Annotated in this window: 10 protein-coding genes; 6 read left to right on the top strand and 4 right to left on the bottom strand. The window is 46.5% G+C overall.

Annotated elements, in window-relative coordinates; translation table 11 throughout:
• The first annotated feature begins 59 nt into the window (after positions 1-59).
• The 3 genes from fraC to AB3R30_RS09790 are packed head-to-tail and all read left to right on the top strand — an operon-like array spanning position 60 to position 2,568.
• Entirely contained in the window at positions 60-608 is a 549-nt protein-coding gene (fraC, locus tag AB3R30_RS09800) for a filament integrity protein FraC (RefSeq protein WP_458648995.1), read from the top strand.
• A gap of 14 nt (positions 609-622) precedes the next feature.
• Complete coding sequence (locus AB3R30_RS09795) at positions 623-1,759, top strand: DUF5357 family protein (protein WP_458648994.1); 1,137 nt, start codon at positions 623-625, stop codon at positions 1,757-1,759.
• A gap of 35 nt (positions 1,760-1,794) precedes the next feature.
• Positions 1,795-2,568, top strand: a complete 774-nt coding sequence (locus tag AB3R30_RS09790) for an ABC transporter permease (protein WP_458648993.1) — start codon at positions 1,795-1,797, stop codon at positions 2,566-2,568.
• Between the two features lie 45 nt (positions 2,569-2,613).
• Here AB3R30_RS09790 and AB3R30_RS09785 read toward each other — a convergent pair whose 3' ends face one another.
• Complete coding sequence (locus tag AB3R30_RS09785; protein ID WP_458648992.1) at positions 2,614-3,315, bottom strand: pirin family protein; 702 nt, start codon at positions 3,313-3,315, stop codon at positions 2,614-2,616.
• A gap of 125 nt (positions 3,316-3,440) precedes the next feature.
• Positions 3,441-5,018, bottom strand: a complete 1,578-nt coding sequence (locus tag AB3R30_RS09780; RefSeq protein WP_458648991.1) for a hypothetical protein — start codon at positions 5,016-5,018, stop codon at positions 3,441-3,443.
• A gap of 867 nt (positions 5,019-5,885) precedes the next feature.
• Here AB3R30_RS09780 and psaA point away from each other — a divergent pair.
• From psaA to AB3R30_RS09765, 3 genes are all read left to right on the top strand, one after another.
• Complete coding sequence (gene psaA / locus AB3R30_RS09775; RefSeq protein ID WP_458648990.1) at positions 5,886-8,144, top strand: photosystem I core protein PsaA; 2,259 nt, start codon at positions 5,886-5,888, stop codon at positions 8,142-8,144.
• Between the two features lie 18 nt (positions 8,145-8,162).
• Positions 8,163-10,388 (top strand): photosystem I core protein PsaB, encoded by a 2,226-nt coding sequence (gene psaB, locus AB3R30_RS09770; protein WP_458648989.1) that lies wholly within the window; start codon positions 8,163-8,165, stop codon positions 10,386-10,388.
• 175 nt (positions 10,389-10,563) lie between these two features.
• The gene (locus AB3R30_RS09765; protein WP_458648988.1) at positions 10,564-10,908 is read left to right on the top strand and encodes a hypothetical protein; all 345 of its coding nucleotides are present in this window, start codon (positions 10,564-10,566) and stop codon (positions 10,906-10,908) included.
• A gap of 16 nt (positions 10,909-10,924) precedes the next feature.
• Here AB3R30_RS09765 and AB3R30_RS09760 read toward each other — a convergent pair whose 3' ends face one another.
• Positions 10,925-11,173: a hypothetical protein gene (locus tag AB3R30_RS09760; RefSeq protein ID WP_458648987.1), complete on the bottom strand. Its 249-nt coding sequence runs from the start codon at positions 11,171-11,173 to the stop codon at positions 10,925-10,927.
• A gap of 226 nt (positions 11,174-11,399) precedes the next feature.
• Positions 11,400-12,761, bottom strand: a complete 1,362-nt coding sequence (locus AB3R30_RS09755) for a HetZ-related protein (RefSeq protein WP_458648986.1) — start codon at positions 12,759-12,761, stop codon at positions 11,400-11,402.
• Positions 12,762-12,933 lie beyond the last annotated feature (172 nt).

Genomic DNA, 12,933 nt, shown 5'->3' with positions numbered 1-12,933 from the left:
AGAATAGGATGCAAAGCAGGGGTTGATCTTTTCCAAAACGTTGGGGGCTGGTGATAGGTATGAATTTTGGAGTTTTGCCGCTGCGGGCGATCGCGTTTCAAGGGTTGTTTTTGTTGATTGCGATCGCGCTAGAGGCGATCATTTACTTCAGGCGACTCGGTTTCGATTATAAAACGAGTGTTCGCTATGCGGCATCGGTTAACCTGTTTTCTACTTTTATCGGCTGGTTAATCTTTTTTAATGTGCAAACACTTTTACCCCAGCCTTTAAAAGAGCAACTGATTAGCTACTTTTTTTTTGAACGGTTTTTTATCAATCCTTGGGCACCTAGTATTGCGCCTTTGCTAGCCCTTTCAGGATTATCTGTATTTATGGGTGTCTTTTTTTTAGAGCTTAAAAGCTTGGAACTGCTAGACCTTTTATTAGGAAAAATTAAGACAGAAGACACTCTACTGACTAGAGAAGAATCCCGCACATCGCGTTTGCGGCAGCAAGGTATCCTATTTAAGTCGAATAGTCGAGCGTATGCTGTTCTAGTCGCAAATGCTTATAGCTTTAGTGCAATATTGTTTCTGCTTATTGTTCGTTCGGTTGAAAGAATTCGCTAGCGTTTTATACCAAAATGCTTGATTTTTTTAGACAGTTTATCTCTTTCATTCCTCCAGCCTTGGTTCCCTTGGCGCTATTGGCGATCGCCCTACTGCTGGTTGCCCCTTTGGGATTATTTGCCTTTAACTTTTTGGCAATTAAAACACTTTTTGAAGAGCTTCGTAAAATCTTTCAAGATATTTTCAAGCTAATTATTCCTAAAAAGTGGGATTCTGCAAAAACACTCATTTGGCTAAGCGTTTTCTCTTGGGCAATGTCCTTGCCGACCCGATCATTTGTTCAAAGCTTTATCGCTTTTTGTGGATGGCTTCTGCTCATTCCAGGTATTCATTGGTTGATGCATGAAGAGAAGAAAATTAAAGAGTTTCTCACTATCGAAAAAATCTTGATTGCTCCTTGGATTACGGGTGCCTTAATTTGCTTTTTCTTATTTGCAACTCCAGAAAGTTTACCTGGCATTATGGTAATAAGCTGGCCCATTGTTTCTGCCATTATTGCGGCACTACCAAAATTTATTAAATCGGGTCCTGCTTATAAAGTGCCTGATCCTCCGGTGCGGCAAGATTTGATTATTATGGTGCTGTTTAACCTATTGCTAAGCTGCTGGATTCAGCTTTGTTATTCAACTCAGGTCTGGTTGGCGCAATATCCTAGCTTTCAGGCAGACGATTTAACCAATAGTTCTTTTGTCGTCAAAACCCCATCAAACGAGAGTGCTGTTTCTCAAGGCTTTGATATTTTGAGACAAGCAGAAACTGCATTAAAAGACTCATTGCAAGGACAATCATGGTCACAGGTTGAACGGTGGCTATTGAATTTTGACGATCGCATCCGTGATTTGAATGAGCAAATTATTGACCGACTCCCACCTAAAGCAGAGAATGCTTATTGGCAAGTTGAAGGGCGGGTTTTACCGGGCGAGTATAATGTGCAACTGTTTGCAGTCTGGAAAGGTCCATCTTCCGATAACTTGGGGTATCACCTGGCAAAAACCTGTCAAATTTCGCAAGGGGTGCCAGTTGATCGCACGCCGTGGCAAACCTTGTCGCCCGTGGGAAGTGCTTCTCCAAATACACAGGTTGATACCGCCACCGTGTCTTGTGAGCCAGTAACAAAACGGATTAAGGGACAGCCAGATATGGCACAGTGAATTGAAAGGCTGAATGGTTGTGAGGGGTTGACCGGATGAACATTGGCAGAGTATTTGTAATTGCGTCGAATGTATTTCGAGAAGTGATTCGCGATCGCGTCTTATATCTGATTGGGCTATTTGCTCTATTTCTGGGTGTCTGTTTTCGCTTACTGCCCGAAGTTGCAGCCACAACAGAAGACAAAATCATTTTAGATTTAGGGTTGGCAGCCATGCACCTACTGGGGTTAGTGGTGGCTATTTTTGTTGGTACAGGTTTAGTGAATAAAGAAATCGAAAAACGCACGGTGCTAGTGCTGATGGCAAAACCAATTAGCCGCACCGAATTTATTGTGGGTAAGCATTTAGGGTTAACGGCGGTGCTAGCGGTGCTAGTGGCAGCAATGACCGCAATTTTTATGGCGTTACTGGCGTTTAATCAAGTCGCTTATCCACTGCCTAGTCTTTGGGTTTCGTCGTTGTTTCTTTGGTTGCAGTTGTCTCTCATCACTGCGATCGCTATCGCTTTTGGAGTATTCACTGGCTCCCTTCTCGCCACGCTGCTCACCTTCATGGTTTTTCTCATGGGCAGCTTTAGCGCCAATTTGGTTACCTTAGGGGCGCAAAGTAAAGATGCCACGGTTACCGCTATCACCCGCAATCTATACCTAGTCCTACCCGACTTATCGCGACTCGACTTAAAAAATCAGGCAGTCTATGGGGTGCTGCCGCCGTTGAATACCCTGCTGCTGAATACAGGCTACGGGATGCTTTACATCATTTTGCTACTGGCGATCGCCACGTTGCTTTTTTCCCGCCGCGAGTTTTAGGCAAGTCTTCGGCAAGTTTTTCGCAAGTCTTCGGCAAGTCAACACCTACGCCGCCATATCAAACAGAAGCACCTCAGCCGGGGCGATCGCCTCTAGCCACAGTAACGATTCCTGAGCGATCGCGGCTCCATCGCCTGCTGCCAAGGGGCGATCGTTCAATTGCACTTCACCCCGCGCCACTTGCAACCAAGCGACCCGTCCTGCTACTAACTCATGGTTTACCGTGTCCCCTTTTTCTAAAACAGCGGCATATAAGTCTACATCTTGATGAATCGTAATCGAGCGATCGCGTCCATCACGAGATCCAACCAGCCGTAAAGTGCCACGCTTTTCAGCCTCGGTAAAGGTCTTTTGCTCATAGCTGGGTTCAATGCCCGTTTGGTCTGGCAACATCCAAATTTGTAACAGGTGAACTGGCTCGGTGCTAGAAGCATTAAACTCACTGTGACGAATGCCTGTTCCAGCCGACATTCGCTGAACGTCGCCCGGTCGAATAATTGACCCCGTACCAATGCTGTCTTTATGTTCTAAGGCACCTGACAAAACATAGGTAATAATTTCCATGTCACGATGTCCGTGAGTTGGAAACCCTTTGCCGGGGATAACTTTATCTTCGTTAATCACCCGCAACGTCGCAAAACCCATGTGTTGAGGGTCATAATACTCTCCAAAGGAAAACGTGTGCCGACTGTCGAGCCAGCCAACATTTACCGCCCCTCGTGCTTGAGCGGGACGAATTGTAATCATTTTGCAGACCTCCTGAAAGATGTGGCAACGGATGAATGGGGTAGAACACAAAGATCCTTGAGTAACGGCTAGCTGTTGTCTTGACTTTGCCTCGTCCCGCTATAAGAGCAAAATAAGCTGTTGTTTTAAGGACTGACCAATGTGGGTTGTTCTGGAATTTTAGGTTGCTCTAACTTTTGCTCTATTCTAACTGAGGGCGTTTTGGGCGTTTTCATCACAGGAACCTCTACAGAAGCCTTTGGAGAAGGTGGGGGTTGAGGGCTGACGATGGAAGTATCCCGACGTAGCCGCTGCCGTAGTTGATTCAGTTGGGATGTAAACCCTGATTTTAATTGAGCGGTTTTTTCGCTGACCTGCGATCGCAGGTCTTTTTGCGGCACGGCATCCTGTGGCGATTGTAGTGGTTTAGGAATGTTTGGTGTCTCAGGAGTGTTTGAAGGCGCAGGCTCTTTTTCTAGCAACTTTACGGGTGATTCAGGAGTGATTAAACGCGGGGCAACCGTTTTAACAGGTTCATCAGAGCGAACAGATTGACTAGAATTGGCTGGCTCCGATTGAGTGGAGTCTTTGAGCATCGGCTTCTGCTCAGGAATAGGCGTTGGCTTAACTGTCGGTGCTGTAGGTGGCGAAACCAATGGCTTGGGAGAGGGCTTAACTAACTCTTTTGGAGCTTTGGTTTGCGGTTCATGAGTTGTGATCGGGGCGGGAGTGGGTTTGGCGATGGGCGATCGCATCGGTGCCGGGGATTTGTAATTTGGATCGACAATTCCCTGAGCGTCGGCTGTCAAAATCTCTCCGCGCACCAGTTTAGCCAACGTATCCTGACCGCCAGGTTCATAGGTAATCACACGCGCCGTGTTATTAAACGTGTTTTTTACCGGGTCGCCATTTTCGTCTAAAAACTCTAGCTGTACCCAATTTTTGCCAGGTTTAAACCCTTTGAGATAAATAGGTTGCCATTGATCCAAGATGAAACTGCTGCCGTTCACAGTGCAGCGAATTCGCCAATCGGCAATGTCATCTTTTTTAGATTCACGGGCAATTAGGTGTAAAGGTGCATTAGTTAGATAAAAATCCACCATGATTGGCTCTGCGCCATAGGAGCCTTGCGGACGGCTGTAGGTGAGCAAAGGCAAAGTGGAGCTTGGGCTATTGTCTTGAGTTTTGGTGAAAATGTGAAAGGTGGTCTGAGCGAAGGCACCCTCGTTTTTAAAGCTTTCATGCCAAGGACGGGAAGCAAAGGCTCGAATCGTATGGGTTCCGGGGGCAAGATGATCAAAAATGATGGGTTTGCTCGTATCGTAAACCGCTTGATAAGTTTGGTTATCTAAAAACACATGGAGATGATTGCCTAGTCCTAATGCAGCGTTTTTGAAGATGGGCAAATCTTTGACCTGAAACTGAACAGATAGTTTGTCATCGTCCAGAATTTGGTTTGGTTTAGGACTCAAGATAAAAACTTGGGGTTGATACCCGTCTAAAGATGGTCTCAGGTTCTGAATTGCGCCAGGAGGAGCTACTTCTATTAGCTGACCTGCTGCTTTTTCTGTTTTGGCTGCATCAGGTGCCGTTTTCTTAGCACGGGCTGCTAATGCATGGGGTGCAGCGATCGCAGTCAGTGAAAACAGCAACACCAAGATCAACGCAGTTAAAGCGTTAATAACACTACCCCAGTTAAATTTGCCCCAGTTAAATCCAAGCACCAGCACTCTACTCCTTGCGCCTTTTCATAGGGAACTATAGCGGAATGCAGGACAGACTATCTACATATAGATACTAGATATAGAGAGTCTACGGGTGAATTCACTGGCTTGACAAGAATTGGTATCACACGATGGGTAGAGAAAGCGATCGCAATTTGTTGCTTAATAAGAAGTTTTAAGATGCAAAATTTACAACGACTAGACCTCAAATTTGTCATGCTTTGTCAGTAGAAGTAAACTTTAGTAAAGCTAATGCCTGAGTTTGAAACCCTCCTTTAGCTGCTTTGAAGTACAGCGATCGCCCTCAATGCCATACCCATCAAGCAAATTAAGGATGGATAGGAGATTCTTACCGTTTACATAGATCAAACCCAACTTTGAACTTATCCTTACTTTCAGAAAATCGCTTAATCCTCTGCTGTATATGAATTTCACAGTATTTAATAGCGTCTCTTTTGCTTAACCTCGTTACCATAGGTCTTGACTTTCGCAGTGATTCCTGGATATGCAACCTAAGCTACATCTGCACTTGAGCGGTTTTTAATTATTGTTAACCCCGTACAATCGGGTCAGCAGCGATCCTATAATGTCACGATGAGAACCCCGATTAGGCTTCCACTCTGCTTTTTGGACTTTTCCAAGGTTCAACTAGCAAAAGTCGCTCTGATTCCCTCGAATCTCTCGAAGTGATGCCGAGTTGTTCTCTCCAAAAAGCCATGCATCGGAACTTCCCCAATCCTGTCTCCTAGACTTGGTGTTGATAAAGTTTCTGTCTTGGTGAACTTAAGGAGCGAAACGCAGAGCCATCAGAGCCAGTCTATTAAGGGGGGATTCCTCGTTGCCTTGTCTAGAGAGAGGAGAGTCTCAATGACAACTACCCCACAGCGAGAAGCAAAAGTGAGAGTTGTTGTCGATAGAGATCCGGTTCCTACTTCTTTTGAGAAGTGGTCACAACCGGGTCACTTTGACCGCACCCTTGCCAGAGGACCCAAAACTACCACCTGGATTTGGAATCTTCATGCTCTCGCTCACGACTTTGATAGCCATACTTCCGATTTAGAAGACGTATCCCGTAAGATCTTTAGCGCTCACTTTGGTCATTTAGCCGTTGTTTTCATCTGGCTCAGTGGCATGTATTTTCATGGCGCAAAATTTTCAAACTATGAAGCTTGGTTAACTAACCCGACCGTTATTAAACCTAGCGCTCAGGTTGTGTGGCCAATCGTGGGTCAAGAAATTTTGAATGCCGATGTTGGCGGTGGTTTCCACGGAATCCAGATTACTTCTGGGCTGTTTTATCTGTGGCGAGCTTCTGGCTTTACGAATAGCTTCCAGCTTTACTGCACCGCGATCGGCGGTTTAGTGATGGCAGGCTTGATGCTGTTTGCAGGGTGGTTCCATTACCACAAGGCAGCACCCAAGTTGGAGTGGTTCCAAAATGCTGAGTCGATGCTTAACCATCATCTAGCTGGTTTGTTTGGTTTGGGGTCACTGGGCTGGGCAGGTCACCAGATCCACGTTTCCTTGCCAATTAACGAGCTACTAGATAGAGGTGTTGCAGCAAAAGATATTCCTCTGCCTCATGAGTTCATCCTGAACTCCAAGCTGATGGCAGACATCTATCCGAGCTTTGCTCAAGGATTAACCCCTTTCTTCACCCTAAACTGGGGTGCTTATTCAGACTTCCTTACTTTCAAGGGAGGCTTGAACCCAGTTACTGGTGGACTTTGGTTGACTGATAGTGCCCACCATCACTTAGCGATCGCGGTGATGTTCATTGTGGCAGGTCACATGTACCGAACCAACTGGGGTATCGGTCACAGCATCAAAGAGATCTTAGAAGCTCATAAAGATCCCATCATGATCACGGGTGAGGGTCACAAAGGTCTCTATGAGGTTTTGACCACCTCCTGGCATGCACAACTGGCAATTAACCTGGCAATCGGTGGCTCTGTGAGCATCATCGTTGCTCAGCATATGTATGCCATGCCGCCCTATCCCTATATGGCAACCGACTACGCAACTCAGATATCGCTGTTCACACACCACATGTGGATTGGGGCATTCATGATTGTTGGCGGAGCCGCTCACGGTGCCATCTTTATGGTGCGTGATTACGATCCCGCTGTAAATCGTGGCAACGTTCTAGATAACATGCTGCGTCATAGAGATGCCATCATTTCTCACCTAAACTGGGTCTGCATTTTCTTGGGCTTCCATAGCTTTGGTTTGTATGTCCACAATGACACCATGCGTGCATTAGGTCGTCCCCAAGATATGTTCTCCGACACTGCAATTCAGCTACAGCCCATCTTTGCTCAATGGGTTCAAAACCTTCATACTGTTGCACCTGGCGCTACTGCCCCCAATGCCCTAGCTCCTGCTAGTTATGCATTTGGCGGTGGCATCGTTGCGGTAGGCAGTAAGGTGGCAATGATGCCGATCGCCTTGGGCACAGCAGACTTCATGGTTCACCATATTCACGCCTTCACAATCCACGTCACCGTGTTGATCTTGCTGAAGGGTGTGCTGTTTGCTCGTAGCTCTCGCCTAGTTCCAGATAAAGCAAACCTTGGATTCCGTTTCCCTTGCGATGGACCCGGACGCGGTGGTACTTGCCAAGTTTCAGGCTGGGATCACGTTTTCCTTGGCTTGTTCTGGATGTATAACTGCATTTCTGTTGTAATTTTTCACTTTAGTTGGAAAATGCAATCGGATGTGTGGGGAACTCTGAACGCGGATGGTTCCGTAGCTCATATCGCGGGTGGTAATTTTGCTCAAAGCGCAATTACTATCAATGGTTGGTTACGTGACTTCATGTGGGCACAAGCAGCTCAGGTGATCACCTCTTATGGATCTGCCCTGTCTGCTTACGGTCTTCTGTTTTTGGGTGCTCACTTCGTATGGGCATTCAGTCTGATGTTCTTGTTCAGTGGTCGCGGCTACTGGCAAGAATTAATTGAGTCGATTGTTTGGGCACACAACAAGCTGAAAGTGGCTCCTGCAATCCAACCTCGCGCACTGAGTATTATTCAGGGTCGGGCAGTTGGCGTTGCTCACTACTTATTAGGCGGAATTGTGACCACCTGGGCATTCTTCCTGGCTCGCACACTTGCACTTGGCTAAGCGAGGAGAACATACAAAATGGCAACCAAATTTCCAAAATTTAGCCAAGACCTCGCTCAAGATCCGACTACTCGTCGGCTCTGGTACGGAATTGCAACAGCCCATGACTTTGAAAGTCATGACGGTATGACGGAAGAAAATCTTTACCAAAAGATTTTCGCTTCCCACTTTGGTCATATCGCCATCATCTTTTTATGGACTTCTGGCAGTCTGTTCCATGTAGCGTGGCAAGGCAACTTTGAACAGTGGATTAAAGATCCTCTGAATATCCGTCCCATCGCCCATGCGATTTGGGACCCTCAGTTTGGTAAGGCGGCAGTTGAAGCCTTCTCTCAAGGTGGCGCTTCTTATCCTGTCAACATTGCTTACTCTGGTGTGTACCACTGGTGGTACACCATCGGAATGCGAACCAACGGCGACTTGTACAGTGGCGCGATCTTCCTATTGATCCTGTCTTCCTTGTTCTTGTTTGCGGGTTGGCTACACTTGCAACCTAAGTTTCGTCCTAGTTTGGCTTGGTTCAAGAATGCTGAGTCTCGCCTTAACCACCACTTGGCTGGTCTGTTTGGGGTTAGCTCTCTGGCTTGGGCGGGTCACTTGATCCATGTGGCGATTCCTGAATCTCGTGGTCAGCATGTCGGTTGGGATAATTTCCTATCAACATTGCCTCACCCGGCTGGGTTGGCTCCGTTTTTCACGGGAAACTGGGGGGTTTATGCCGAAAATCCTGATACGGCTAGCCATGTTTTTGGCACCGCTCAAGGATCTGGAACTGCTATCCTGACCTTCTTAGGTGGCTTTCATCCTCAAACAGAGTCTCTCTGGTTGACGGATATGGCGCATCACCATTTGGCGATCGCAGTTCTGTTTATCATCGCGGGACATATGTACCGCACGAACTTTGGGATTGGTCATAGCATCAAAGAGATGATGGATGCCAAGACATTCTTTGGCAAACCCGTTGAAGGTCCCTTCAACCTGCCTCACCAAGGCATTTATGAAACCTACAACAACTCTTTGCACTTCCAATTAGGTTGGCATCTAGCAGCGTTGGGTGTAATTACCTCGCTGGTAGCGCAACATATGTATGCGATGCCTCCCTATGCCTTTATGTCAAAAGATTTCACCACGCAGGCGGCGCTATATACCCATCACCAGTACATTGCTGGATTCCTGATGGTTGGTGCTTTTGCTCATGGTGCGATCTTCTTGGTTCGGGATTATGATCCTGAGCAAAACAAAGGCAATGTACTGGCGCGGATGCTAGAGCATAAGGAAGCGTTGATCTCCCATTTGAGTTGGGTTTCTCTATTCCTTGGCTTCCATACTTTGGGTCTATACGTTCATAACGATGTAGTCGTTGCCTTTGGCACTCCAGAGAAGCAAATCTTGGTTGAACCTGTGTTTGCACAGTTCATTCAAGCCTCTCACGGCAAGCTGCTATATGGCATGAACACGTTGCTGTCTAATCCTGATAGTGTTGCGACCACCGCTTGGCCCAATTACGGCAACGTATGGCTACCTGGTTGGTTGGATGCGATTAACAGCGGCACCAACTCTTTGTTCCTCAGCATTGGTCCTGGCGATTTCTTGGTTCACCATGCGATCGCATTAGGTCTACACACCACCACATTGATCTTGGTCAAAGGTGCATTGGATGCTCGTGGCTCTAAGTTAATGCCTGATAAGAAAGACTTTGGCTACGCCTTCCCTTGTGATGGTCCGGGTCGTGGCGGTACATGCGATATCTCAGCTTGGGATTCGTTCTACCTAGCGATGTTCTGGATGTTGAACACCTTGGGTTGGGTGACTTTCTACTGGCATTGGAAGCATTTAGCGCTTTGGTCTGGTAATGCTGCGTCTTTCAACGAGGGTTCAACCTATCTAATGGGCTGGCTGCGTGATTATCTATGGCTCTACTCAGGTCCATTAATCAACGGCTATAACCCATATGGCATGAATAATCTGGCAGTCTGGTCATGGATGTTCCTCTTTGGACATCTAGTTTGGGCAACAGGCTTCATGTTCTTGATCTCTTGGAGAGGGTACTGGCAAGAGTTGATCGAAACCTTGGTTTGGGCACACGAGCGCACTCCTCTGGCGAACTTGATTCGTTGGAAGGATAAGCCTGTGGCAATGTCCATTGTTCAAGGGCGTGTAGTGGGTCTAGCTCACTTTACGGTGGGTTACGTCTTAACATACGCTGCCTTTGTAATTGCTTCAACAGCCGCGAAATTTGGCTAGCGCTGAATTAGCCCTGTAGTCACCCTATTAAAAAATCCCCTACCTTACTGGTGGGGGATTTTTTATAGTTGGAGATCTATCGCTTCTTCAATTGAATAACGATGTAGTGAGCAAGATCTGTTTAGTCGAGGTGTAGACTCTGATACAAACAACCTAAAAATGGATGGAAAGCGACGTGATTAAACTATCAACTAAATTGTTTGCTACCTTAGTTGCTGCGGTTGCAGTAGCACTGATTTGTTTACACTCCTTGGGCACAAGAACCGCTTTATCTCAAATGCCAGAAGCATCACTCGATCAGCAAACTCTGCTCGCGACGGCGGCGGCTCCCCCTGCGCTCATTCCTGCCAAACTAGGAGGAAAACCAGTGTATGTCCTCTACGTGACTCGGTCTGAAGATACTGTACTGGTGCGTTGTTATCCTGGCTATCAGCCTGAGATCGCAGTTCGAGCAATGGGTGACAAACCGGGCGCAGATGCCCAAAAAGAAGGAGTGATGACTTGTAAACAGGGTGGCTAGAGGCTGCACACTAGAATTAAATTCCTACCATCGACAGGGCAGTATCAAATCCTAAAACAGTGTGCGCGTCGTTAGAAATCAAGGCTTCACTCTTAGGAAAGTACTTCTTTAAAAAGAGAACTAAAGTTTTTAAAGTAGGAAAATTCCATTGAACTTTGCAACGAGGACAACCATTGCTGTCGATTTCAGAAATTTGAAGCTGGTAGCGACCTTGAGGATGAGTGCTGCCGTGAAACCGAATGGTGTGTCGAAACTGGGAATTCATATCAATCAACTTTTGTCTAGAGGCTTATGTCTTTATTCTCCTAGAGCTTCCTAGCTTTGAAAGTGAGTCTAGCCGCTGATTTCAGTTGATCTTAAACTGATTATCAAGTGAGATAAAGGCACCTTTTGAATGATGCAAATCACAACTAACCGTCCTATAAAAAATCAGATGTTAAAAGTTTAACTTTTAACATCTGACACTTTTGAATCTCCTATTTTTGATTGCTTTAAGCTTCGTTTCGTGATTGACGAGCCATTTCTAGTAGACTTCCCCAACGCTTTTGAAATTGTTTGGTAGTCAGCTTAAGCGTCTGGGCAATTTCAGCATCGTCCATTTGATGTTGCTTTAGTTGCAGCATCTGGCGTTGTTCAGAGGTGAGACGATCTAGGAAGCTGTCCCATTGGGAGGTTGCCATGCCCAGATTTTGATCAAGGTCAGCACCAAGCCATTGATGCACCAGTTTCCAATTACGGGAAAGGGTAAATTTTTCAACGTGATATTTGAAGCGCTGTTGTAAATAATCGCGCTGACGGGGGGTGAGTCCCAAAATATCATCAATTTCAGGCGCTGACATATCTTGCAATTTAAGCACAAGATAGTCTACACAGTCAGTTTGATCTTCTGATTCTAAATATTGCACCAGTTCGGAAATCACGCGATCGCGCAATACCGCTTCCGAAGCATCCACCGTATCAGATACCATGCGTTCCCGTAGCTGTTGCACAATGGGCATACGATTGTGCATTTCTGCATCTTCGCCGCGTGCCGACTCCAGCGCTTGTTCAATATCTACCGACACTTCCAGAGGTTGACGTTTCCCAAACCGCTGCGATCGCAGCACAATTAGCTGCTGATTTTGCCCAGCAGGTAAGGAAATGCGACGCTTCGCATACTGTTCTGTAAACGCCATATATTCTGCTAGCTCTAATCGACTACGAGGTTGATAGGTTTCTGGTAAGACATTCTCACGCCGAAACGCTTTGAGTGACTCGGTATAAAACCCTTGTAAAAAATCTTCAATTAGGGTGTATCGCGCCTGAAACCCAAGCTGCATACGGGAAGGAGCCACATAGCGATAGACCATTGAAGCGAGGGTGCTGTGCAGTTCAGTCCGCCCCCGTTGGGAGCCAAGCTGATAGTAGGTAACGCATTTTTGCAGACGATGACGTGCTAATGAAATCTGCCAGGATTGCGCTTGTCCAGAGGCTTGAATCCGCCCACTTTTTTGGCAAACTCGCTCAACTTCAGCAGCAATCCGTCCGGCAAGACTTTCTACGCTGCCATTCAGGTTACTCACTTCTTCACGAAATTCTTGCGCTAGCATTTGAACAAGAGCCGTTTGATCGAGAAAGCGAACGGCTTTTGGTGAAGAAATAGAAGCATCTGGACGACTGCGTTGGCTAGGTTGGGGCAGGTCGGCGATCGCTCGATGCTCTGATGGGGCAGAATGAATCGCAACTGATTGGGCGCAAGGGGGGGGAGATTCAATATTCATGGCTTGGTAATGCACATTTAGGGGAGTTGTTAAGACAGAAGATGTTTTAAGGTTCTGCTCTTGTTTTCTAACGTTTTGCTCAGCAACTGTCATAACTATCTACACACTCAGATTTATGAATTACGGGCTAGCGTTTGGTGAGTCTGCGGCACTTCCTATTAGGCAACACCTAACAAAAAATAGAGGCTTCTTCATCGGGTTAGTACACTGAGCTAAAAAGCCTTCAAACCCAAGAGAAGTAGACAAGATGATCCTCGTCATTTCT

It is taken from the genome of Sivoneniella epilithica UHCC 1019 (assembly GCF_040830845.1).
In the GTDB taxonomy this organism is placed as follows: Bacteria; Cyanobacteriota; Cyanobacteriia; order Leptolyngbyales; family Leptolyngbyaceae; genus ULC077BIN1.
Note: the sequence above shows the minus strand (reverse complement) of the source record. Positions and strands in the feature narration are given on the sequence as shown.